Genomic DNA, 21,899 nt, shown 5'->3' with positions numbered 1-21,899 from the left:
CGGCGTTTTTCACTGCGGTCACCGCGGCGGATCAGGCCTTCGGCGCGGCGCTCTTGCTGGCCTTCTTGGCCACGCGCTTGACCGCCTTCTTGGCGGTTTTCTTGGTCGGCGCGGCGGATTTGGCAGCGCCGCCGGCGATCAGGAAATCGTCGACCTTCTTGCCCTTGGCGACCAGATCGGCCAGCCAGCGCGGCTGCTTGCCGCGGCCGGTCCAGGTTTCGGCGGCATTGGCGGGATTGCGGTATTTCGGCGGAACCTTGCCCAGTTTGCGGCCCGGCTTCGGACCCGGCTTGCCGGCCTTGCGGCCGCGTGCGGTGGGGGCGGCGCCACCGAAGACTTCCTCGATGCTGTAGCCGTGGCTCTTGGCCAGGCGGGTCAGCTGGGTGCGGACCTTGGCGATGGGGGGGCGCTTGGCGACGATGGACTGCTGCTTCTTGGCGGTCTTGATGAGCGCGCCCAATTGCTTGGCCGACAGGCCGCTGAGATCGATGGTCATCTTTACTCCGGAAAATGGGTGGTGGCCGTCCGCCATTCCCTGGCCAGCGCAGAATGATAATGATGTGTTATCGGTTTGACAAATATTCGGCTTATTCCCGGCAGGCATCTGCAAGCGGGATACCGCTGCACCATTTCCCGATCCGCTTATACGGGATGTATTCAATTGCAGCGATATCCGGAGAATTCGCTTGCGAGCGTGATGAGCGTGTAAAGAAAAAGGGCCGGGATAATCTCCCGGCCCCAGACATTACCCCTGCAATCGCGCCAGCAAGGCGGCGCGGTCCAGGTGTTCGGCATCGCCGCCGCTGCGCGCGCGATATTCGAACGTACCGGCGGCCAAACCCCGTTCCGAGACCACCACCCGGTGCGGAACGCCGATCAATTCGATATCCGCGAACATCGCGCCGGGGCGCAGGCCGCGGTCGTCCAGCACCGCATCGAGCCCGGCCTGCTGCAGTTCCGCCAGCAACGCCTCGCCGGCGGCGTCGACCGCCGGGTCGCGCTTGGGATTGATCACGCACACCGCCACCGTCCACGGCGCCATCGGCTGCGGCCAGCGGATGCCGGCGTCGTCGTGGTTCTGCTCGATCGCCGCGGCGACGATGCGGGAAATGCCGATGCCGTAGCAGCCCATCGCCAGCGTCACGGTCTTGCCGTGCTCGTCCACCACGGTGGCATCCAGCGCCTGCGCGTACTGGCGGCCGAGCTGGAACACATGGCCGACCTCGATGCCGCGGGCCAGGCGGATCTCGCCGCCGTCGTGGGCGCGTTCGCCCTCGACCACGTTGCGCAGGTCGGCCACGGCGTCCGGTTCCGGCAGGTCGCGGCCCCAGTTGACCCCGGCCAGGTGGAAGCCGCGTTCGTTGGCCCCGACCACGAAGTCGGCCAGCGCCGCGACGTCGCGGTCGGCGACCACGCGGATCGGCTGGCGCGGACCCAGCGGGCCGAGGAAGCCCGGCTCGCTGCCCAGGTGCGCGAGGATCTCGGCCTCGTTGGCCATGCGGTAGCCGGCCAGGCCGGCGACCTTACCCAGCTTGATCTCGTTGACCGTGTGGTCGCCGCGCACCAGCGCCAGCACGAAGCGCTCGCCGGCCATCACCGCCACCGACTTGACCGTGCGCTGCAGCGGGATGCCGAGCAGCTCGGCCACCGCCTCGCAGGTCTTCTGGGTGGGCGTGGCGACCTTGCGCAGCTCCTCGCTTGCCGCCGCGCGCGGCGCCGGTGCGGCGGCGATCGCGGCTTCGACATTGGCCGCGTAGTCCGAGCCGGTGGAGAACGCCAGCGAATCCTCGCCGGACTCGGCCAGTACGTGGAATTCCTGCGAGGCGTCGCCGCCGATGTCGCCGGAATCGGCCTGCACGGCGCGGAACTGCAGCCCCAGGCGGGTGAAGATGCGGATGTAGGCCGCCTTCATGTTCTCGTATTCGCGCGCCAGGTCCTCATCGCTCAGGTGGAACGAGTAGGCGTCCTTCATCAGGAACTCGCGCGCGCGCATTACCCCGAAGCGCGGCCGGATCTCGTCGCGGAACTTGGTCTGGATCTGGTAGAAGTTGACCGGCAGCTGCTTGTAGCTGTTGAGTTCCTGGCGCGCGAAATCGGCGGCGGCCTCTTCGGCGGTCGGGCTGTAGCAGTAGTCCTGCTCCTTGCGGTCCTGCATGCGCAGCATCAGCCCGCCGAACTTGCTCCAGCGCCCGGTGGCATCCCACAGCTCGCGCGGCTGGATGGTCGGGAACAGCACTTCCACCGCGCCGGCGCGGTTCATTTCCTCGCGCACCACCGCTTCCACCTTGCGCAGCACGCGCAGGCCCAGCGGCGACCAGGTGTACAGGCCGGAGGCGAGCTTGCGGATCATGCCCGCGCGCAGCATCAGCTGGTGGCTGACCAGTTCGGCGTCGGCCGGGGTTTCCTTGGTGGTGTGCAGGTGGAACTGGGAAAGGCGCATCGAGGGGCTTCGCAGACGGCGGGTCGCCCATTTTGCCAGTCATTGCCGGCGCTGCGGGCATTGCCCGCGGCCGGCGCCGCGCGTTCGGGTTACTTGGCGGGTGCGGCCGCCGGCGAGCAGTAGGCCTTGATCGCGGCCTCGGCCAGGGCCTTCTGCGCGCCGCGCTGGGATTCGTCCAGTTCCCCGTCCGGCTTGCCGTCGCCATCGCTGTCGGTGGTGATCTTGCCGGGCTTGTTGAGGATGTCCAGGTTCTTGCGCGCGGTCAGGCACTGGCCGTTCTCGGCCGGGGCCGCCTCGGGCGTCTCGGCCGGGGCGTCGCCGCGGGTGTCGACCTTGCGGACCTGGTACTTGCCGCCGGGGGGCGGGGTCTCGGCATAGTGGGTGACGCCCTGCGCGTCCTTCCATTGGTACAGGGTGGTGGCGCCGAGCATGCCGCTGACGGCGAGCAGGGGCAGGCAGCAAAACCGGGGCAGGGCGCGCATCGCGGTCTCCAGGGGCGCGGCGGGAGCGCCGATTGCAGCACCCGCCGACGGGCCTGGCAAGTCGATTAGACTGACGGGATGGACTCATCCCGACCGCCCCCCCGTTCGCGCACCATCTACCTGCTGCCGAACCTGTTCACCACCGCCGGCCTGTTCTCCGGTTTCTACGCCATCATCGCCGCCGCCAACGGCCAGTTCGTGCACGCCAGCGTGGCGGTGTTCGTGGCCGCGGTGATGGACGGGCTGGACGGGCGCGTGGCGCGGCTGACCGGCACCAGCAGCGAATTCGGCGTGCAGTACGACTCGCTGGCCGACCTGGTCAGCTTCGGCATGGCGCCGGCGCTGGTGATGTACCACTGGTCGCTGTCGGCGCTGAAGTTCGATGGCAGCATGCTGGGCCGGGTCGGCTGGTCGGCGGCGTTCCTGTACGCGGCCTGCGCCGCGCTGCGCCTGGCCCGCTTCAATACCCAGGTCGGCACGGTCGACAAGCGCTGGTTCGTGGGCCTGGCCAGCCCGGCCGCGGCCGGGCTGATGATGGCCTTCGTCTGGTCCTTCGCCGACGGCTCGCTGGGCTGGGACGGCGAACAGCTGCGTTACGTGGCGCTGGGCCTGACCGTGACCGCGGCGCTGCTGATGGTCAGCCGCATCCGCTTCTGGAGCTTCAAGGGCAGCGGCGAGAAGGGCCCGCGCACCGACCGGGTGCCGTTCCTGATGCTGGTGCTGGCGCCGATCGTGCTGGCGGTGCTGGTGATCGACCTGGCGCGGGCGCTGCTGGCGATCGGCGTGTTGTACGCGCTGTCCGGGCCCTGCCTGTGGCTGTGGCGGCGCTGGCGCAAGGTGCCGGACGCGACATGAGCGAGCACGCGTCCATGGATGCGCCGTTGTGGTCGGCCGAGCAGGTCGGCTGGCTGCAGGCGCTCGGCCACACCGTGTACGTGGATGCCGCGGCGGTGATCGAACCGGCGCCGACGCCGGAGGTGGAGCCCGTCGCGCCGGTACAGCGGTCGGCGCCTGGATCGGCGCCACCGCGGGGAGGCCGCGCCGTCGAGCTGCCGGCCGCCGAGTTGCCGGAACGGCGCCGCGCGTCGGCGCCGCCGCCACCGGCGGAAGCGCCGGACGCGGTGCGTGCGGCACCTGCGGCAGCGGCGCGTCGGGTCGGCCTGCGCCTGCCCGATCGCCTGCAGATCGCCTTGCTGCGCGCTTCCGGCCTCAATCCCAACGATCCGGCCACGCAGGCGCTGATGGCGACCTGGCCGCTGGACGAACTGCGCGGCAATGCGGCGGCCAAGCGCGCGCTGTGGCCGCAGCTGCGCGCGCTGCGCAAGCGGACGCCGCGATGAGCGCGCTCGGGTCGGCGCCTGCGCCAGCGGCCACGCTGCGCGCCTTGCGCGAAACCGATCTGGATGCGGTGATGGAGATCGAGCGCCGCGCCTATCCGTTTCCCTGGACGCGCGGCATCTTCCGCGACTGCCTGCAGGCCGGTTACCCGGGCTGGGTGCTGGTGGAGGAGGGCACGATCGTCGGCTACGGGGTGATCAGCGTCGCTGCCGACGAGGCGCACATCCTCAACGTCTGCGTGGCGCCGGAGCGGCAGTCGCGCGGCTATGGCCGACTGCTGCTGCGCGCGCTGATCAAGTACGGCGTCGACCTCGGTGCGCGCCGGGTATTCCTGGAAGTGCGGCCATCCAATCCCAATGCGATCGCGCTCTATCACAGCGAAGGCTTCAACGAGATCGGCCGGCGCCCGCGCTACTACCCGGCTGCAAACGGCCGCGAGGACGCGCTGGTGATGGCGATCGAGCTGTTCTTCGACGGCATGTCCTGAGGCCTCTGCGCGTCCGCCACGGGCGACGTGCGGTTTCATTCGAGCGGTGCTGCCGCGTGTGTGCGGAAGGCATCGGCGCAAGCGGCCGGTGTGGGTGAGTGCTGGCCTGCGTCTGGCCGGTGCGATGTACTGCGCTGCGTGCGCGTCGCAACCTGATCTAGGCGATCGCGCTGCAGGCGCTTGGCGATGTCGGCGTCGTGTTCGCTGCGACCAGTGCACCTGCGTGCTGCGTGCCGCGCGTCGATCGGCGATGACCGACGTGTGCCGTTACCCGCCTGTTGTGGTTTTCCCGGCGTTTTTGCGCCGTCGCAGGCGCCCCCCGCAATGTCGCCTTCTGTCGGTGGGACAGCGTTGTTGTCCCGCAGCGATGGCACTGCGGCGCCCTGTTGCGCGCAGGCAATTCGTGCGACGCGGCTCCCATATCGTGCGGCTGGATCGTGCGTGTCTACATCGTCCCTTTACACACGCCGCGCGGTCCCTACAGTGCGCGCCTCTTCGGCGCCTGCCTCCCACGAAGGCATGACCCGCAGTTGTCCGAGGGGACAGCGACCGCGCAGGCGTCGCCGTGCATTCCGCTGCTGCGGAGCGCGCGCGCCTGCGTCCAAACCACGCATGCTCACGAGGTTTCCAGGATGACCACGCAGTCCCGCATCGCTCCATCGCCGCGCTCGCCGCTGCGCACCTTCGGCCTGGCCCTGTGCCTGGCCGGCATCGCCGGCGCCGCCCATGCCGACGCCAGCCTGGAGGTCGCCAGCACCGGCTGGGCGACGCAGAACGGCGGCACCAAGGGCGGCTCCAAGGCCGCCGCCGCCGATGTCTACAGCGTCAGCACCGCGGCGCAGCTGAAGGCCGCGCTGAAGGCCAGCGCCGGCAGCAACGGCCGCATCATCAAGGTCAACGGCATCATCGACATCAGCGAAGGCACGCCGTACAGCACCACTGCGGACATGAAGAGCCGCGCGCGCCTGGACGTGCCCACCAAGACCACGCTGATCGGCGTCGGCAGCAACGCCGAGATCCGCGAGGGCTATTTCTACGTCAAGGCCAACGACGTGATCGTGCGCAACCTGACCATCGAGAATCCGTGGGATCCGCAACCGGTGTGGGATCCGAACGACGGCAGCGCCGGCAACTGGAATTCCGAATACGACGGCATGACCATCGAGGGCGCCAGCAACGTGTGGGTGGACCATGTGACCTTCACCGACGGCCGCCGCACCGACGACCAGAACGGCACCGCCAACGGCCGGCCCAAACAGCACCACGACGGCGCGCTGGACATCAAGAAGGGCGCCAACTACGTCACCGTGTCCTACTCGGCGTTCAAGTCGCACGAGAAGAACAACCTGATCGGCTCCAGCGACAGCGCCTCCAGCACCGACAGCGGCAAGCTCAAGGTGACCATCCACAACACCCTGTTCGAGAACATCTCCGCGCGCGCGCCGCGGGTGCGCTTCGGTCAGGTACACCTCTACAACAACTACCACGTGGGCAGCACCAGCAACGCGGTGTATCCGTTCTCCTACGCGCACGGCGTGGGCAAGGAATCGAAGATCTTCTCCGAGAACAACGTCTTCGACATCAGCGGCGTGAGCGGTTGCGACAAGATCGCGGCCGACTACGGCGGCAGCGTCTACCGCGACTTCGGCTCGCTGCTCAACGGCCAGGCGCTGACCTGTTCCTGGAACAACAACATCGGCTGGACCCCGCCGTACACCTATTCGCTGCTGCCGGCGAACAAGGTGGCGGCGGACGTCAAGGCCAAGGCCGGCGCCGGCAAACTCTGAGGGCGTCGCTGCGCCGCCGCCCGCAAGGCCGGGCGGCGGCGTGGAGAGGGGTGGGGGCATCGTGCCCGGCGGGCAGTGCGTGTTCTACAGCCAGCGACGCACGCGTCGGCAGTAATCGACATACGCGGCGCCGAAGCGCGCTTGCAACGCCGCTTCCTCGCGCGGAATCTGCACGCGATCGACGTACAGCAGGTAACTGGCCAGGGCCACGCCAGCGGCGGGATGGCCGAGCCACAGCAGCCAGCCCAGCAACATCAACGCGTGACCCACGTACATCGGGTTGCGCGAATGCCGATGCAGCCCGGACTGCACCAGCGCGCTGGCGCGCTGCGGCTGCAGCGGGTTCACCGTGGTGCCGGCGCGGCGGAAATGCCGTTTCGGTGCCACGTTGGCGATCACGCCAGCCACGATCAGCACCACGCCCAGCGCGCGTTGACCCGGCAGTAGCAAGGTCGGCGCGGGCCATGCCCGGGCCGCGACCCAGGCGCCTGCCGCACCGACCAGCACGAGTAACGGTGGCGGCACGCGCCAGCGCATGCGCGTGCCGCCCTGCCTGGCTACAGCTTGGCGCGCTGCTCGCGCAGGCCGTCCAGCTGCGCGCTCCAGTCGGCCAGGCGCTGGCGTTCCTGCTCGATCACGGCGGGCGGCACCTTGTCGGTGAACTTGCCCAGCTTGGCCTCGCTCTTGTCCTTCTCGGACGCGACGCGGGCGATCTCCTTGTCCAGGCGCAGGCGTTCGGCATCCAGGTCGACCAGGCCTTCCAGCGGCACCAGCAGTTTCAGTTCGCCGACGATCGCGGTGGCCGCGGCCGGCGCGGTCGCGCCGTCGTCCAGCCACTGGATGGCCTCGAGCTTGAGCAGGAAGCGCAGTTGCGCGGCAAAGCGTTCGACCCGCGCGCGGTCCTGCGCCTGGCCGCCCTGCAGCAGCAGCGGCACCTGCCGCGACGGCGCCACCTGCAATTCGCTGCGCACGCGGCGCAGCGCCGACACCATCGCTTTCAGCCATTCCACGTCGGCCGCGGCGCCGGCATAGGTGGCCACGTCCATCGCCGCCGCATCCGGGTACGGCTGCAGCGAGATGGTCGGCGCGGCGATGCCCAGGCGCGGCGCCACCTGCTGCCACAGTTCCTCGGTGACGAACGGGGTCAGCGGATGCAGCAGGCGCAGCAGGGTTTCCAGCACATGCAGCAAGGTATGGCGGGTACTGTCGGCGGCCGCCGCGTCGTCGCCGTTCAGCGCCGGCTTGGTCAGTTCCAGGAACCAGTCGCAGAACTCGTTCCAGGCGAATTCGTACAGGCACTGCGCGAGCAGGTCGAAGCGGTATGCGGCGAACTGCGCCTGTGCCTCGGCAGTGACCGCCTGCAGGCGCAGCAGGATCCACTTCTCGGCATCGGTCACCGGCTGTTGCGTGGCTGAACCGGCATTCAAAGCGGTGTCCGCGTGGTTCGCCATCTGGGCGCGTGGCGACGCGTTCGTGATTGTCGCCGCGTCCGCATCTTCCTGGCGCGTGTTCATCAGCACGAAGCGGCTGGCATTCCACAGCTTGTTGCAGAAATTCTTGTAGCCCTCGGCGCGGCCCAGGTCGAACTTGATGTCGCGGCCGTGGCCGGCCAGCGCGGCGATGGTGAAGCGCAGCGCATCGGCGCCGTGGGCGATGATGCCCTCGGGGAATTCCTTGCGCGTGGCCTTCTCGATCTTCTCGGCCATGCGCGGCTGCATCAGCCCGGTGGTGCGCTTGGCGACCAGGTCCTCGATGCTGATGCCGTCGATGATGTCCAGCGGATCGAGCACGTTGCCCTTGGACTTGGACATCTTCTGCCCGTCCTTGTCGCGGATCAGGCCGGTGATGTAGACGTCGCGGAACGGCACCTTCCCGGTGAAGCTGTCGGTGGCCATGATCATGCGCGCCACCCAGAAGAAGATGATGTCGAAGCCGGTGACCAGCACGCTCGACGGCAGGTAGCGGTCGAAGCCGCGCTCGGCCATCGCCTGCGGCTCCGGCCAGCCCATGGTCGCGAACGGCCACAGCTGCGAGGAGAACCAGGTCTCCAGCACGTCGCTGTCCTGGTGCAGGGCGACGTCGGCGCCGAGGCCAGCCTTGGCGCGCGCATCGGCCTCGTCGCGGCCGACGTAGCAGTTGCCGGCGTCGTCGAACCAGGCTGGGATGCGATGGCCCCACCACAGCTGGCGGCTGATGCACCAGTCCTGGATGTTCTCCATCCAGTGGCGATAGGTGTTGATCCAGTTCGGCGGCACGAACTGGATCTGCCCGGACTCGACCAGCTCCAGGCCGCGCTTGGCCAGCGCGTCCATCTTCACGAACCACTGGTCGGTCAGGTACGGCTCGATCACCTGGCCGGTACGGTCGCCGCGCGGCACCTGCAGCTTGTGCGGCTTGGTCTCGATCAGGATGCCGAGGTCTTCGAGGTCGGCCAGCACCGCCTTGCGTGCGTCGTAGCGGTCCAGGCCGCGGTACCGCTCCGGCACGCTGTCGTTGAGCGCGGCGGTCGGGGTGAACAGGTTGATCATCGGCAACCCATGCCGCACGCCGACCTGGTAGTCGTTGAAGTCGTGCGCCGGGGTCACCTTGACCACGCCGGTGCCGAACGCGCGGTCGACGTAGTCGTCGCCGATCACCGGCACGCGGCGGCCGGTCAGCGGCAGTGTCACCGTCTTGCCGATCAGGTGCGCGTAGCGCGCATCCTCCGGGTGCACCATCACCGCTGTATCGCCGAGCAGGGTCTCCGGGCGGGTGGTGGCGACCACCAGGTAGTCGCGGGTCTCGCGCAGGGTCTCGTGGCCGTCGGCGTCGTGCTCGACGTGCTCGTAGCTGGCGCCATCTTCCAGTTTGTAGGCGATCGACCACAGGAAGCCGTCTTCCTCCACGTTCTCCACTTCCAGGTCGGAGATCGCGGTCTTCAGCACCGGGTCCCAGTTGACCAGGCGCTGGCCGCGGTAGATCAGGCCCTGTTCGTGCCAGCGCACGAAGGCCTCGATCACCGCCGCCGACGGCTGCGGATCCATGGTGAAGGTGCTGCGCGACCAGTCGGCCGAGGTGCCGAGGCGACGCATCTGCCGCTCGATGGTGTCGCCGGAGTGCTGCTTCCACTCCCAGACCTTGGCGATGAAGCCGTCGCGGCCCAGCGAATCGCGGGTCTCGCCCTTGCCTTCCAGGGTCAGGTTGCGCGACACCACCATCTCGGTGGCGATGCCGGCGTGGTCGCTGCCGACCTGCCACAGCGTGTCGAAGCCGCGCATGCGGTGGTAGCGCACCAGCGCATCCATCAGCGTCTGCTGGAAGGCGTGGCCCATGTGCAGCGTGCCGGTCACGTTCGGCGGCGGCAGCAGCACGGTATACGGTTCGCCCTTCCCGGACGGTGCGAAGTAACCGGACGCTTCCCATTGCGCGTACAGGCGCGATTCGAAGGACTTGGGATTGTAGCTGGAGGCGAGGGTGGTCATGGGGAAGCCGGGATTGGGGAGTCGTGATTCGGGATTCGTTGCCGTGCGGTGCCGATGATGGGGCGGGGCAGGGACCCATCCCGAATCCCCAATCCCGGCTCCTCACATATCGTGCTTGCTGACCGCGTAGCCCTGGGCCTTGTACTGCTTCCAGCGCTCGCGCAGCGGTTCGCGCGCGGACGGGTCGGCCGGGACCACTTCCAGTACGCGCTCGCAGGCGCCCAGGTAGGGCGCATCGCGCAGGTTGATCACCAGCGGGCGTTCCGGCGCGTCGACGCCGGGCGGGACGATCAGCACCTGCGCCTCTTCTTCGTCGGCATCGGCGTCGGCGATCTGGTGCGGGATGTAGGCGTCGGCATCGAACGCCCACAGCAGCTCGTCCAGTTCCTCGGCCTGGGCCATGTCGCGCGCCAGCACCAGCGTCCACAGATTGGCGTCGTTGGCCTTGCGCGCCAGCTCGCACACCAGTCGCAACGGTTCGTTGAGGAACCGCGGCTTGGCGATCAGATAGAAGTCGGCGCGCATCAGGGCAGGGATTCGTTGTTCGGGATTGGGGATTGGCAACCGCGGATCACGGTCGCCTGCCGGAGCAAGAGGCGCGGAAAGGGAACACGGAGGCGCCTTTCACGAATCCCCAATCCCGACTCCCCAATCACGCCGCGCCGCCTGCAACGCGGTCGAGCAACCACTGCGACAGCAGGCCCACCGGGCGGCCGGTGGCCATGCCGCGCTTGCCTTCGTCGCTGGCCACGCCGGCGATGTCCAGGTGCGCCCAGCGCTGGCCTTCGGTGAAGCGCGACAGGAAGCAGCCGGCGGTGATCGCGCCGGCCCAGCGGCCGCCGATGTTGTAGACGTCGGCGAAGCTGGAATCCAGCAGGCCCTGGTACTCGTCCCACAGCGGCAGGCGCCAGGCGCGGTCGAACACGTGCTCGCCGGCGGCCAGCAGTTCAGCGGCCAGGTCGTCGTGCTTGCTCATCAGGCCGGCGGTCTGGTGGCCGAGGGCGACCATACAGGCGCCGGTGAGGGTGGCCACGTCGATCAGCGCCGCAGGCTTGAAGCGTTCGGCGTAGGTCAGCGCGTCGCACAGGATCAGGCGGCCTTCGGCGTCGGTGTTGCCGACTTCGATGGTCTTGCCGGACATGCTGGTGATCACGTCCGACGGGCGGTAGGCGTTGCCGTCGATCGCGTTCTCCACCGCCGGCACCACCACCACCAGGTTCAGCGGCAGGCGTGCGGTGGCCGCGGCGACGAAGGTGCCGATGACGTTGGCACCGCCGCACATGTCGTACTTCATCTCCTCGATGCCGCCCTGGGTCTTCAGGTTGACGCCGCCGGTGTCGAAGGTGATGCCCTTGCCGACCAGCACGTAGGGCTGGGCGTCGCCACCACCATTCCACTTCAGCACCAGCAGCCGCGGGCGGTTGGCCGAGCCGCGCGCCACCGCCAGCAGCGAGCCCATGCCCAGTTCCTGCATCTGCGTCTCGTCGAGGATCTCGGCCTCGGCGCCGTCCACGCCCCGGGCGAAGGCGGCCGCGGTCTCGGCCAGGTAGGCCGGGGTGCACAGGTTCGGCGGCAGGTTGCCGAGTTCGCGGGCGAACGTCACGCCGGCGGCGATCGCTTCGCCCTGGGCCAGCGCGGTGGCGTCGTTGCCGTGCACGGCCAGGCGGGCGAGGCCGCTGTCGTCGGGCTTCTTCTTGCCGAGGGTGGCGGTGTAGCGGTAGCAGGCGTGGTCGCTGGCGATCACCGCCTGGCGGATCGCCCAGGCCTGGTCGCGGCCCTTCACCTCCAGCTCGCTCAGGGTCAGCAGCGCGCTGCCCGCCGGCCCGCTCTTGAGGGCGCGCGCGGCGTCGCCGACCGCCTTCAGGTACTGCGGCACGCCGAACTTGGCGGCGTCGCCCAGGCCCACCGCCAGCACCCGCGGCGCCTTCACGCCGGGCAGGTCGTGGAGCAGGGCGGTGGCGCCGGTCTTGCCGCTGACGTCGCCGCGCTCGGCCAGGGCGGTCAGGCGTCCGCCGCTGGCCGCGTCCAGGGCCTGGGCGGCCGGGGACAGGCGCTTGTCGGCGAACACGCCGACGACGATGCAGTCGAACGCCGCGGTAGCCGGGGCGTCGTGGTTCAGGGTGAATTCCAGGGCCATTGATCAGATTCCGTTGGCAAATCCGTACAATCGCGGACTCTTTACCCCCAGTCGGATAGGCTGGGGCAGCCGCGAACGAATCCGAGAGTTTAAATCAACCCACCCCCATGCCGAAGCTCGATCGATACCTGCTGCGCGATTTCGTCCAGAGCTTCTCTGCCACCCTGATCGTGCTGCTGGTGGTCAGCGTCGGTGGTGTGCTGGTGGACATCCTGGGCAACATCGCCGATGGCCGCATCCCGGCCAAGTTGTTGTTTTCACAGCTGGGCCTGCAGTTCGTGGTGTACCTGCCGCTGATCCTGCCGCTGGCGCTGATGCTGGGCCTGCTGCTGGCGCTCGCGCGCCTGTACCGCGACTCGGAAATGGCCGTGATCACCGCCATCGGCGTCGGTCCGCGGCGCCTGCTGCGGCCGATCCTGATGCTGGTGATCCCGGTGGTGACCCTGGTCGGCATGTGCTCGCTGTGGCTGGGCCCCTGGGCCGACCGCACCTCCGACCGGCTGATCGACGAGGCCAACCACAGCCTGCTGATGGCCGGGCTGGAGGCGGGGCGCTTCACTCCGCTGTCCGATGGCGGCATCGTCTACATCAGCACCCTGTCCGGGGACGGCACCAAGCTCAGCAAGGTGTTCATGCAGCGCCAGAAGGACGGCCGCCTGGACGTGGTCACGGCGCAGCGCGGCGCCATGTTCTTCGAGGGCAAGGCCGACCGCTACCTGCGCCTGGAGGATGGCTATCGGGTCGAGGGCCCGCTGGCCGGCGACGGGCTGGACTACCGGATGATGCGGTTCGTCAGCAACGACGTGGCGCTGCCCGACCGCAACGCCGCGCGCAAGGACGACGACCCCGAACTGCTGCCCACCGGCAAGCTGATCGGCGATCCGCGCCCGCAGGCCAATGCGCAGCTGCACGCGCGCCTGGCGCCGCCGTTGCTGGCGCTGGCCTTCGCCCTGCTGACCCTTCCGCTGTCGCGCAGTTCGCCGCGGCAGCAGCGCTACGGCCGGATCATGCTGGCGTTCCTGGCCTATCTTGTCGGCACCAACCTGATGTTCCTCGGCACCCAGTGGCTGAGCACCGAGAAGCTGCCGCGTGCGCTCGGCCTGTGGTGGCTGACGCTGCCGTTGCTGGCGCTGGCGGTGTGGATGTACCTGCGCGATGGCCGGCTGTCGCGGCCGCGGAGGCAGCCGGCATGAGGCTGCGTCCGAACCTGCACGATGTGTACGTGGGCCGCGCCGTGCTCGGCACGGTGCTGCTGACCTGGGCCGTGCTGCTGGGCCTGGACGTGATCATGGCCCTGTCCAACGAGTTCAAGGTCATCGGCACCGGCAGCTACAGCCTGGGCCATGCCGCCGCGTTCGTGGCCTACACGGTGCCGCGCCGCGCCTACACCCTGTTCCCGACCGGCGCGGTGATCGGCGTGCTGATGGGCCTGGGCCAGCTCGCCGCCACCTCCGAACTGACCGCGCTGCGCGCGCTGGGCCTGTCGCGGCGCCGGCTGAGCCTGGCCGCGGCCTCGACCATGGCGGTGCTGACCGTGGCCATGGTGTTCAACGGCGAGACCCTGGCGCCGTGGGCGCAGAACCAGGCCGACGCGATCAAGGCCAACGCCAAGTACAACGGCGACATGAGCATGGCCCGCTATTCCGGGCTGTGGGCGCGCGAGGGCAACACCTTCCTCAATGCGCAGGCCGGCGAAGAGCACCTGGAGGACGACGGCGGCACCTGGCTGGAGTTGCGCGACGTGCGCCTGTACACGCTGGACGAGAGCGGCCGGCTGGCCTCGCTGACCCACGCCGCCATCGCCGAGCACCGTCACAGCAGTTGGACCCTCAAGCAGGCCTACCGCGACACCTTCGCCGAGCGCTCGGTGCAGCGCGAGAAGTTCGACAGCCTGCCGTGGCAATCGCGCCTGGATGCGGCGGCACTGGCCTCGGGCCTGGCCAAGCCGCGCAACCTGTCGGCGCGCGACCTGCACACCAGCATCGAATACCGCCGCCGCAACGGCTTGGACGCGCGCGACTACGAGGATCAGTACTGGAGCCGTTGGTTCTATCCGCTGAACGTGCTGGCGCTGTGCTTCGCCGCGATCCCGTTCGCGTTCGGCGCGCTGCGCAGCGGCGGCATGGGCAAGCGCCTGTTCCTGGGCATCCTGTTCGCGCTGGTGTTCTGGCTCCTGCAGCTGTTCTTCGGACGCATGGCCGGCGCCCTGAAGTTCGACTACCGCATCGCCTACGCCTTGCCGCCCTTGGTGATGTTGACCGTGTCCTGGTTGCTGTTCCGCAAACGCAGCAGTTAGTGATGCTCCGGTGCAGCCTGCTCGGCTTCGGTCTGAGCATGCTGTACGCCGCGCTGGTGGCGTCATGCGTGTGGATGGCGCTTGGCTCCTGAAAAAGGGCGCTTCGTGTTCTTGCAGTTGCCGTTGATGCCGCAGGAGCTGGCGTTAGAGGCGTTGGGTGTGGACTGAGCGCTGCACGGTCTGTCCTGGGTTGCCAGCTATCTGTTGCTGGCACCGCCGTTTTTGTTGCTGCTGTACCTGATGAGATGTGTGCTGCAGGAGTTGGGGGCGGCGCGCGATCATGCGCCTGGTGCATGCCATGCGCGGTTCGGCGGCGAAGCAATCCTGAGGTCGCTTGCCGCCATGATCCGATTAAGGCAGGAGCGGTTGGCGCCGCCGTCCGTCAGGGCTTGGCTTTCGGTGATCGGGTCAGATAGGTGCCGCTTGCGCGGTCGTGCCACGTCAATCGCTCCCGATCGACCAGCGCCCACCAGAACCCCAGCCCGCCCAGCAGCAACGATACGGTGCCGACCAGATAGCGGCGCCACAGCGCGCCCCAGCTCGGTGTGTGGCCGTCGGCGCCGTGCAGGCGCAGCCGCCACGGGCGCATGCCCAGGGTCTGGCCGCCGCGACGCCAGCTCAGCGTCGCGTACAGGCCGGCCACCACCCAGCAGCACAGCCACAGCAGCCACTGCAGGGTGCTGAACGGCGCGATGTTCTCGCGCGGCGCATGGCCCTCCAGCGTGTAGCCGAGCGTAAACAGCGCCGAGATCACGAACCACAGCGCCAGCACCGGCCAGGCGTCGTAGAACAGTGCCAGCAGCCGCCACAGCAGCAGCGCGCGTGGACGGGGGGCGGAAGCGGGAGGCGATGCGCTCATCGGCACAGCTTAGAGCCAGTCGCGCGCGTTGCGGTGGACCGTGCACATCGCAGTGGTGCTGCTGGCGCACGCCATCCCGGTGCGCTGCCCGGCCACGTCGACCTTGCACACCCAGGCAAAGTGGCTAGGCTTTTCCCAGTCCCAGTCCCAGTCCCAGTCCCAGTCCCAGTCCCAGTCCCCAGTCCCCAGTCCCCAGTCCCCAATCCCGCCCGCATGCCCTCCCTGCATTCCCCCGCCGAACGCCGTCAGCAGACGCAACGGCTCGCGCCGCTGCGCGAGGCCGATGCGGTGGCGATCCAGCAGTTCCTGGATGCGGCCTGGGCCGAGCAGGGGCTGGCGCGGCAGAGCCTGGACAGCTACCGCCGCGACCTGGAGGGCTTCGCGCGCTGGCGCGACGGCGCCGGTGGCGGCCTGGCCGGTGCCGATCGGCAGGCGCTGTTCGACTATCTGGCCTGGCGCACCGAGTTGGGTTATTCGCCGCGCAGCAATGCGCGCTGGCTGTCGTCGCTGCGCGCGTTCTTCGCGCTGCGCGTGCGCCGCGGCGAGCGCGGCGACGATCCGACCGCGCTGCTGGAGCCGCCGCGGCTGCCGCGTTCGCTGCCCAAGGCGCTGGCCGAGAGCCAGATCGATGCGCTGCTGGCGGCGCCGGACGCGACCGCGCCGGCCGGGCTGCGCGACCGCGCCATGCTCGAGTTGATGTACGCCGCCGGCCTGCGCGTCAGCGAGTTGGTGAACCTGCCGGCCAATGCGGTGAACCTGCGCCAGGGCGTGCTGCGGGTCACCGGCAAGGGCAGCAAGGAGCGGCTGGTGCCGCTGGGCGAGGAATCGCAGCACTGGCTGCAGCGCTACCTGGACAGCGCGCGCCCGGCGCTGGCGGCCGGGCAGCCGGTGCCGGCCAGCGACGGCGTGGTGCCGCTGTTCATCGACGCCGCGCGGCGCGCGCTGACCCGCCAGCAGTTCTGGGTGCTGGTCAAGCGTTATGCCGCGGTGGCCGGGATCGATCCGGCGCGGATCAGCCCGCATGGCCTGCGCCACAGCTTCGCCACGCATCTGCTCAACCGCGGCGCCGACCTGCGCGCGCTGCAGATGCTGCTCGGCCACAGTTCGCTGTCCACCACCCAGATCTACACCCTGGTCGCGCGCGAACACCTGCAGAGCCTGCACCGCAAGCATCATCCGCGCGGTTGAGCGCTGCCGCAGCGCGTGCGCTGGCCGCTCAGCCTGTCTACATGGACCGTGCCGGGGGGTGTGCGACAATCGGGCGATTCGCAGCCCTCATGGATCGCCAATGCTCCGTTTTGCTTTTTGCGCGCTGTTGGGCGCGGCTTCGCTCTCCGCCTGCGCACAGTCCACCACGCCTCCGGCCGGTGCGGCCGCCTCGGCCAAGTCCGCACCCGCCGCCAGCGGCGCGCCGGGAGAGCAGCGCGTGCGTTCGGCGCTGTTGCAGCTGGATCCCAACTTCAAGCCCGACTACATCGGCGCCGCGCCGTTCCCGGGCTTCCGCGAAGTGGTGGTCGGTGGGCAGGTGCTGTACGTGTCCGACGACGGCCGCTATCTGTTCCAGGCGCAGCCGTTCGACATCCAGGAAAAGCAGCTCACCTCCAGCGAGGGCCTGCTGAGCTATCGCCGCAAGCTGCTGGAGTCGGCGCCGCGTGCCGATCGCATCGTCTTCGCCCCGGCCAATCCCAAGTACACCATCAGCGTGTTCACCGACATCGAATGCGGCTACTGCCGCAAGCTGCACAGCGAGATCGGCGAGCTCAACAAGCAGGGCATCGCCGTGGAATACCTGGCGTTCCCGCGCATGGGCCTGGGCAGCCAGGACTACAAGGACATGGTCGCGGTGTGGTGCGCGGCGGACAAGAAGCAGGCGCTGACCGAGGCCAAGAGCAGCGGCAAGGTGCCGGGCGCGACCAACTGCAAGAATCCGGTGACCATGCAGTACAACCTGGGCCAGCGCCTGGGCGTCAACGGCACCCCGGCGATCTTCGCCCCGGACGGCACCCAGATCGGCGGCTACCTGCCCCCGGCCAAGATGCGCGAAGCGCTGGACAAGCGCGCGGCGGAAGCGGCGAAGGCTGGCGGAAGCCGTTAAGGGCCGCGCGCGGGGATTCGGCATTCGGGATTGGGGATTCGCTGGAGCGCTGCTGCGGCGAATTCCAACGCGTGGTCGTCCCGCATCCCGAGCCGGGAGCCTGAATCTCTAAGCCCGTTGCGATCAGGACGCCGTCGGTGCGTCCCTAGCGAGCGTGCCCGCGCGGGGCGCTGCCATTGACGCCCCCGTGCCGCAACCCCGCCACGGACACGCCATCTTCATGGCGTTGCCTGATGAGCGTCCGCGCGCGAAACGCCGCTTTTACCAATCCCAAATCCCGAATCCCCAATCCCGGCTTACAATAGCCAGCCCGTTTCCTCACACGGTTCCCCGGACATGATCGTCCTCGAGGGCGCTTCCGCCCTTTCGCCGTTCCGTCGCGCTCGGCTCGAAACCCGCCTGCAGTCCATCGTCCCCGGCGTGCGCATCGCCGGCGCCTGGCACGTCTACTTTCTCGACAGCGAACCTGACGCAGCGCTCGACCTGGGCGCGGCCCGCCGCATCCTGCAGGCGCAGGACGCGCCGGCGCCGGCCGAAGCGGGCACCTGCTCGCGCTACGTGGTGCCGCGGCTGGGCACGCGCTCGCCGTGGTCGAGCAAGGCCACCGAACTGGTCCGCGGTGCCGGCCTGGCGATCCGCCGGGTCGAGCGCGGTACCCGCCTGGACCTGGCCGGCTGGCCCGCGGCGCCGGCCGACCAGGCCGCGCTGGCCAAGCTGCTGCACGATCCGATGACCCAGTCGCTGCTGGATGGCGCCGCGCAGGCACAGGCGCTGTTCCAGGCGCCGGCGCGTGGCGAGGTCGAGCGTATCCCGCTGGACCAGTTGGAGGCGGCCAACGCGCGGCTGGGCCTGGCCCTGGCCCAGGACGAGATCGACTACCTGCGCCAGCGCTTCGGCGAGCTCGGCCGCGATCCGGCCGATGTGGAACTGATGATGTTCGCGCAGGCCAATTCCGAGCACTGCCGGCACAAGATCTTCAACGCCAGCTGGACCATCGACGGCAAGGAGCAGGACCGCTCGCTGTTCCGGATGATCAAGCACACCCACCAGCAGACCCCGCAGCACACGCTCAGCGCGTACAGCGACAACGCGGCGGTGGTGGAAGGGCATCCGGCCGCACGCTACCGCCCGGATCCGGCCAGCGGCGAATACCGCAGCGAGGCGGTGACGCCGTCGGCGTTCTGCATCAAGGTCGAGACCCACAACCACCCGACCGCGATCGCGCCGTTCCCGGGCGCCTCCACCGGCGCCGGTGGCGAGATCCGCGACGAGGGCGCCACCGGCCGCGGCGGCAAGCCCAAGGCCGGCCTGACCGGCTTCAGCGTCTCGCACCTGCGCATTCCCAGCCTGCCGCAGCCGTGGGAGGGCGCGCGTCCGCTGAACCCGCGCATGGCGCCGGCGCTGGAAATCATGCTGGATGGCCCGCTCGGCGGCGCCGCGTTCAACAACGAATTCGGCCGGCCCAACCTGCTCGGCTATTTCCGCAGCTTCGAGCTGCCGGAGACGCAGGACCTGACCCGCGCCTACGACAAACCGATCATGCTGGCCGGCGGCCTGGGCGCGATCGACCGCGTGCAGGTGGAGAAGATCCCGCTGCAGCCCGGCGATGCGGTGATCGTGCTCGGCGGCCCGGCGATGCTGATCGGCCTGGGCGGCGGCGCGGCCAGTTCGGTGGCCTCCGGCGACAGCGCCGAGGACCTGGATTTCGCCAGCGTGCAGCGCGACAACCCGGAGATGGAGCGGCGCGTGCAGGAGGTCATCGACCGCTGCGTGGCGCTGGGCACGGACAACCCGATCCGCTGGTTCCACGACGTCGGCGCCGGCGGCCTGTCCAACGCCATTCCCGAACTGCTGCACGACTCCGGCGTGGGCGGCCTCATCGACCTCGACCGCGTGCCCAGCGACGACCCGTCGCTGTCGCCGATGCAGCTGTGGTGCAACGAATCGCAGGAGCGCTACGTGCTCGGCGTGCCGCAGGCGCGCCTGGCCGAATTCGCCGCGATCTGCGAACGCGAGCGCTGCCCGTTTGCCGCTGTCGGCGTGGCGACCGCCGAGGAACGGCTCGTCGTGGGCTATGGCGTCCTCGGCGGCGGGATTGGGGAGTCGGGATTGGGGATTGGTGACGGCGCTGCGTCGTCCGGTTTCTCCGCTCCTCACGAATCCCGCATCTCCAATCCCCAATCCCCGCACCCCATCGACCTTCCCATGGACGTCCTCTTCGGCAAGCCGCCGAAGATGCACCGCGACGCCCGGCAGCCGCCGGCGCCGCGCTGGCCGGAACTGGACACCGATGCGCTGGACCTGCGCGAGGCGGGTTTGCGCGTGCTGGCCCATCCGACCGTGGCGGCGAAGAGCTTCCTGGTCACCATCGGCGACCGCAGCGTCGGCGGCCTGACCGCGCGCGAGCAGATGATCGGCCCCTGGCAGCTGCCGCTGGCCGATTGCGCGATCACCCTGGCCGGCTTCGATACCCACGCCGGCGAAGCGATGGCGATCGGCGAGCGCACCCCGCTGGCCCTGCTCGATGCCGCCGCAGCGGCGCGCATGGCGGTCGGCGAAGCGATCACCAACCTGTGCGCGGCGCCGGTGCAGGCGCTGGACCAGGTCAAGCTGTCGGCGAACTGGATGGCCGCGGCCAACCACGACGGCGAGGATGCGCGCCTGTACGCCGCGGTCAAGGCGGTGGGCATGGAACTGTGCCCGCAGCTGGACCTGAGCATCCCGGTGGGCAAGGACTCGCTGTCGATGCAGGCGCAGTGGGGTGTGGCCGGGATTCGGGATGGCCGGCCTGCGGCCGTCGAAGAGCGAGCGGGATTGGGGATTGGTGGAAGCGGGTCGACGGGCACGGACAGTGCTGTTGCCAATCCCGAATCTCCACTCCCCACTCCCGGCGTCAGCGAAACCCACAAAAGCGTCTCGCCCGTCTCCCTCATCGTCTCCGCCTTCGCACCCGTCGCCGATGCGCGGGCGCAGCTGACGCCGTTGCTGGCGCGCGAGGCCGAGAGTGAGCTGTGGCTGATCGGGCTGGGCGGCGGCAAGCAGCGCCTGGGCGGTTCGGTGCTGGCGCAGGTGCATGGCGACGGCGCGCTGCCGGCCTTCGGCGGCGCGGTGCCGGACCTGGACGATCCGCAGCGGCTGCGCGCGTTCTTCGAGCTGATCCGCGATGCGCGCGAGGCCGGCATGCTGTTGGCCTATCACGACCGCAGCGACGGTGGCGCGTTCGCCGCGCTGTGCGAGATGGCGTTCGCGTCGCGGCAAGGCCTGGACATCACCCTCGATGCCTGGGGCGACGATCCCTTCCGCAGCCTGTTCAACGAGGAACTGGGCGCGGTGGTGCAGGTCGCCAAGGAAGACCGCGCCGCGTTCGCCGATCTAGTCGAGCGCCATGCGCTGACCGAGTGCGCGCAGCGCATCGCACGCCCCAGCACCGCCGCGGCGGTGCGCGTGGGCCTGGGCGGCAAGACCCTGGCCGAATGGCGTTGGGACGAGCTGTTCGATGCCTGGTGGTCGGTCACCCACGCCATGCAGACGTTGCGCGACAACCCCGACAGTGCCGCCGAGGAACGCGCGCTGGCGCGCGACTTCGCCGCGCCCGGGCTGAAGCCGAAGCTGGCCTTCGACCCGGCCGAGGACATCGCCGCGCCGTTCATCGCCAGCGGCCAGCGGCCGAAGGTGGCGATCCTGCGCGAGCAGGGCGTCAACGGCCAGATCGAGATGGCCAATGCGTTCGAGCGCGCCGGCTTCCGTGCTTTCGACGTGCACATGAGCGACCTGATCGCCGGCCGCGTGAACCTGGCCGACTTCGTCGGCCTGGCCGCCTGCGGCGGCTTCAGCTACGGCGACGTGCTTGGTGCCGGCCGCGGCTGGGCCACCTCGATCCTGGAACGGCCGGCGCTGCGCGATGCCTTCGCCGCGTTCTTCGCGCGCAGCGACAGCTTCGCCCTGGGCGTATGCAACGGCTGCCAGATGCTCAGCCAGCTCAAGGACATCATCCCCGGTGCCGAGCACTGGCCGCGCTTCCTGCGCAACCGCAGCGAGCAGTTCGAGGCGCGCACCAGCCTGCTGGAAGTGGTGGAGTCGCCGTCGATCTTCCTGCGCGGCATGGCCGGTTCGCGCATCCCGGTGGCGGTGGCGCACGGCGAAGGCCGCGCCGAATTCGACAGTGCGGTGGACCAGGCGGCCGCGCGCGTGGCGCTGCGCTTCGTCGACGGCCATGGCGCCGTCGTCACGCAGTACCCGCTGAACCCGAACGGCTCGCCCGACGGCATCACCGGCCTGACCAGCGACGACGGCCGGGTGACCATCCTGATGCCGCATCCGGAGCGGACTCTGCGCTCGCTCAACCTCAGCTGGCATCCGGCCGAGTGGCCGGACGAGGCGCCGTGGCTGCGCATGTTCCGCAATGCACGGGTGTGGGTGGGCTGAGCGCCCCTGCGCCACGTCCGCCCCTGGCGGGCGTGGCGGGAGTGGCGGGTCGGGGGCGGTCGCGGCAGCCATACGCCGCCGCAGATGTGCTT

Annotated in this window: 17 protein-coding genes; 9 read left to right on the top strand and 8 right to left on the bottom strand. The window is 69.5% G+C overall.

Going from position 1 to position 21,899, the window contains the following annotated elements:
• Positions 1-31: 31 nt before the first annotated feature.
• The 3 genes from GGR64_RS06085 to GGR64_RS06075 all read right to left on the bottom strand — a co-directional run bounded on the left by GGR64_RS06085 (position 32) and on the right by GGR64_RS06075 (position 2,922).
• A complete protein-coding gene (locus tag GGR64_RS06085) occupies positions 32-496 on the bottom strand; it encodes an H-NS histone family protein (RefSeq protein ID WP_184644571.1) in 465 nt (154 codons plus the stop codon).
• 249 nt (positions 497-745) lie between these two features.
• Complete coding sequence (locus GGR64_RS06080) at positions 746-2,440, bottom strand: proline--tRNA ligase (protein ID WP_184644569.1); 1,695 nt, start codon at positions 2,438-2,440, stop codon at positions 746-748.
• Between the two features lie 89 nt (positions 2,441-2,529).
• Positions 2,530-2,922, bottom strand: a complete 393-nt coding sequence (locus GGR64_RS06075) for a DUF4124 domain-containing protein (RefSeq protein WP_160968923.1) — start codon at positions 2,920-2,922, stop codon at positions 2,530-2,532.
• 78 nt (positions 2,923-3,000) lie between these two features.
• On the opposite strand from GGR64_RS06075, the gene pssA reads away from it, so the two are divergent.
• From pssA to GGR64_RS06055, 4 genes are all read left to right on the top strand, one after another.
• Complete coding sequence (pssA, locus tag GGR64_RS06070; protein WP_048491588.1) at positions 3,001-3,777, top strand: CDP-diacylglycerol--serine O-phosphatidyltransferase; 777 nt, start codon at positions 3,001-3,003, stop codon at positions 3,775-3,777.
• A gap of 14 nt (positions 3,778-3,791) precedes the next feature.
• Positions 3,792-4,262, top strand: coding sequence for an alanine acetyltransferase (locus GGR64_RS06065; RefSeq protein ID WP_184645200.1), 471 nt, complete (start codon positions 3,792-3,794; stop codon positions 4,260-4,262).
• Positions 4,259-4,747, top strand: a complete 489-nt coding sequence (rimI, locus tag GGR64_RS06060; RefSeq protein ID WP_160968927.1) for a ribosomal protein S18-alanine N-acetyltransferase — start codon at positions 4,259-4,261, stop codon at positions 4,745-4,747. Before GGR64_RS06065 ends, rimI begins: the two co-directional genes overlap by 4 nt.
• 632 nt (positions 4,748-5,379) lie before the next feature.
• Positions 5,380-6,534 carry a pectate lyase gene (locus GGR64_RS06055; protein ID WP_184644567.1) on the top strand — a complete coding sequence of 385 codons (1,155 nt, stop codon included), beginning with the start codon at positions 5,380-5,382 and terminating at the stop codon, positions 6,532-6,534.
• Between the two features lie 84 nt (positions 6,535-6,618).
• On the opposite strand, the gene GGR64_RS06050 is transcribed toward GGR64_RS06055, so the two are convergent.
• From GGR64_RS06050 to GGR64_RS06035, 4 genes are all read right to left on the bottom strand, one after another.
• Positions 6,619-7,071, bottom strand: a complete 453-nt coding sequence (locus GGR64_RS06050; RefSeq protein ID WP_184644565.1) for an isoprenylcysteine carboxylmethyltransferase family protein — start codon at positions 7,069-7,071, stop codon at positions 6,619-6,621.
• Positions 7,072-7,091: 20 nt separating this feature from the next.
• Entirely contained in the window at positions 7,092-9,995 is a 2,904-nt protein-coding gene (locus GGR64_RS06045) for a valine--tRNA ligase (RefSeq protein WP_184644564.1), read from the bottom strand.
• Positions 9,996-10,097: 102 nt separating this feature from the next.
• A complete protein-coding gene (locus GGR64_RS06040) occupies positions 10,098-10,523 on the bottom strand; it encodes a DNA polymerase III subunit chi (RefSeq protein WP_160968945.1) in 426 nt (141 codons plus the stop codon).
• A 124-nt stretch (positions 10,524-10,647) separates the two neighbouring features.
• Positions 10,648-12,132 (bottom strand): leucyl aminopeptidase, encoded by a 1,485-nt coding sequence (locus GGR64_RS06035; RefSeq protein ID WP_184644562.1) that lies wholly within the window; start codon positions 12,130-12,132, stop codon positions 10,648-10,650.
• Positions 12,133-12,239: 107 nt separating this feature from the next.
• On the opposite strand from GGR64_RS06035, the gene lptF reads away from it, so the two are divergent.
• Together lptF and lptG are read left to right on the top strand one after the other, a co-directional pair.
• Positions 12,240-13,325 carry an LPS export ABC transporter permease LptF gene (gene lptF / locus GGR64_RS06030; RefSeq protein ID WP_160968935.1) on the top strand — a complete coding sequence of 362 codons (1,086 nt, stop codon included), beginning with the start codon at positions 12,240-12,242 and terminating at the stop codon, positions 13,323-13,325.
• The gene (gene lptG / locus GGR64_RS06025; protein ID WP_160968937.1) at positions 13,322-14,428 is read left to right on the top strand and encodes an LPS export ABC transporter permease LptG; all 1,107 of its coding nucleotides are present in this window, start codon (positions 13,322-13,324) and stop codon (positions 14,426-14,428) included. Before lptF ends, lptG begins: the two co-directional genes overlap by 4 nt.
• Positions 14,429-14,810: 382 nt before the next feature.
• Here the strand turns inward: lptG and GGR64_RS06020 are convergent, their stop codons facing one another.
• Positions 14,811-15,287, bottom strand: a complete 477-nt coding sequence (locus tag GGR64_RS06020) for an RDD family protein (protein WP_184644560.1) — start codon at positions 15,285-15,287, stop codon at positions 14,811-14,813.
• Positions 15,288-15,500: 213 nt separating this feature from the next.
• Here GGR64_RS06020 and xerD point away from each other — a divergent pair, with 213 nt between their 5' ends.
• The 3 genes from xerD (at position 15,501) to purL (ending at position 21,807) form a co-directional block, all read left to right on the top strand.
• On the top strand, positions 15,501-16,475 hold the full coding sequence (gene xerD / locus GGR64_RS06015) for a site-specific tyrosine recombinase XerD (RefSeq protein WP_160970296.1): 975 nt from the start codon (positions 15,501-15,503) through the stop codon (positions 16,473-16,475).
• 100 nt (positions 16,476-16,575) lie between these two features.
• Positions 16,576-17,382, top strand: a complete 807-nt coding sequence (locus tag GGR64_RS06010; protein ID WP_160970262.1) for a DsbC family protein — start codon at positions 16,576-16,578, stop codon at positions 17,380-17,382.
• A gap of 336 nt (positions 17,383-17,718) precedes the next feature.
• Complete coding sequence (purL, locus tag GGR64_RS06005) at positions 17,719-21,807, top strand: phosphoribosylformylglycinamidine synthase (protein WP_184644558.1); 4,089 nt, start codon at positions 17,719-17,721, stop codon at positions 21,805-21,807.
• The last annotated feature ends 92 nt before the right edge of the window (positions 21,808-21,899 follow it).

This window comes from Xanthomonas sp. 3307, from assembly GCF_014199735.1.
Taxonomy (GTDB): Bacteria; Pseudomonadota; Gammaproteobacteria; order Xanthomonadales; family Xanthomonadaceae; genus Xanthomonas_A; species Xanthomonas_A rydalmerensis.
This window is presented reverse-complemented; position numbering and strand designations above follow the sequence as displayed.

Bases quoted from the DNA above. Each gene is read 5' to 3' on its own strand.
- GGR64_RS06055 (WP_184644567.1), top strand. From the start codon at position 5,380: ATGACCACGCAGTCCCGCATCGCTCCATCGCCGCGCTCGCCGCTGCGC.
- lptF (WP_160968935.1), top strand. From the start codon at position 12,240: ATGCCGAAGCTCGATCGATACCTGCTGCGCGATTTCGTCCAGAGCTTC.
- GGR64_RS06045 (WP_184644564.1), bottom strand. From the start codon at position 9,995: ATGACCACCCTCGCCTCCAGCTACAATCCCAAGTCCTTCGAATCGCGC.
- GGR64_RS06075 (WP_160968923.1), bottom strand. From the start codon at position 2,922: ATGCGCGCCCTGCCCCGGTTTTGCTGCCTGCCCCTGCTCGCCGTCAGC.
- rimI (WP_160968927.1), top strand. From the start codon at position 4,259: ATGAGCGCGCTCGGGTCGGCGCCTGCGCCAGCGGCCACGCTGCGCGCC.
- GGR64_RS06010 (WP_160970262.1), top strand. From the start codon at position 16,576: ATGCTCCGTTTTGCTTTTTGCGCGCTGTTGGGCGCGGCTTCGCTCTCC.
- xerD (WP_160970296.1), top strand. From the start codon at position 15,501: ATGCCCTCCCTGCATTCCCCCGCCGAACGCCGTCAGCAGACGCAACGG.
- GGR64_RS06035 (WP_184644562.1), bottom strand. From the start codon at position 12,132: ATGGCCCTGGAATTCACCCTGAACCACGACGCCCCGGCTACCGCGGCG.
- GGR64_RS06050 (WP_184644565.1), bottom strand. From the start codon at position 7,071: ATGCGCTGGCGCGTGCCGCCACCGTTACTCGTGCTGGTCGGTGCGGCA.
- purL (WP_184644558.1), top strand. From the start codon at position 17,719: ATGATCGTCCTCGAGGGCGCTTCCGCCCTTTCGCCGTTCCGTCGCGCT.
- lptG (WP_160968937.1), top strand. From the start codon at position 13,322: ATGAGGCTGCGTCCGAACCTGCACGATGTGTACGTGGGCCGCGCCGTG.
- GGR64_RS06080 (WP_184644569.1), bottom strand. From the start codon at position 2,440: ATGCGCCTTTCCCAGTTCCACCTGCACACCACCAAGGAAACCCCGGCC.
- GGR64_RS06065 (WP_184645200.1), top strand. From the start codon at position 3,792: ATGGATGCGCCGTTGTGGTCGGCCGAGCAGGTCGGCTGGCTGCAGGCG.
- GGR64_RS06085 (WP_184644571.1), bottom strand. From the start codon at position 496: ATGACCATCGATCTCAGCGGCCTGTCGGCCAAGCAATTGGGCGCGCTC.
- pssA (WP_048491588.1), top strand. From the start codon at position 3,001: ATGGACTCATCCCGACCGCCCCCCCGTTCGCGCACCATCTACCTGCTG.
- GGR64_RS06020 (WP_184644560.1), bottom strand. From the start codon at position 15,287: ATGAGCGCATCGCCTCCCGCTTCCGCCCCCCGTCCACGCGCGCTGCTG.